Annotated in this window: 1 protein-coding gene; it reads right to left on the bottom strand. The window is 58.4% G+C overall.

Annotated features, from left to right (window positions below; genetic code table 11):
• The coding region (locus JF66_RS19455) for a GDSL-type esterase/lipase family protein (RefSeq protein WP_035880537.1) at nt 1-599 on the bottom strand (599 nt) is incomplete at its 3' end.
• Nucleotides 600-658 lie beyond the last annotated feature (59 nt).

Raw genomic sequence — 658 nt, forward strand, 5'->3', positions numbered from 1 at the left:
GGTCCAAGCCATTCGAGAAGTGGGGTCTGGATGATCGCGGCCAGCTGCTCGTAGCCGGCGGCGTCCGGATGATAGCCATCGCCCTCGCGTACTTGGCGTCGCCAGACGGTGTTTGCAACTGTGCTGTCGAAACACTCGAGATAAGGAATGCCAAGATCTATTGATTCATTCTGAAGGGCATTGCTGAGGTCTGAAATTCGCTCGTTCTGGTCGTCATCGTCGACAGCAGGCGGTCCGATGAACATCAACTCGGTAACGCCACTGGCGACGCTAATGCTGCGAAGCGCAGCCACGCTGTCCACCCGGCCAACGCGCCTGTGCCCGTCTTCCACAGTCGTATCATTCACGCCGTATGAAACAACAATCCGCGGGAAGTCGGCGTCCGCGAGCCGTGGCGTGACTTCCCGCGGCAGCCGTTCGCAGATGAGAAGCGAAGTGTCGCGTCGAACGCCAAGGTTATATGTCGTCAACGGCAATCCGCGTCGGTGGGACTCATTAGCGATTCGACCAACCCACCCGAGACCGGTGGAGTCGCCGAGACCGGCGACGAAGGAATCACCGACGAAACAAACACGCACATCACCACTGGAAGTAGACATGACTTCAGTGTAGGAACCGTGAACAATTCGCGTGCACATCGCATGCGGTAGCGTCGGGA

The sequence above is a fragment of the Cryobacterium sp. MLB-32 genome, from assembly GCF_000738085.1.
Lineage (GTDB): Bacteria > Actinomycetota > Actinomycetes > Actinomycetales > Microbacteriaceae > Cryobacterium.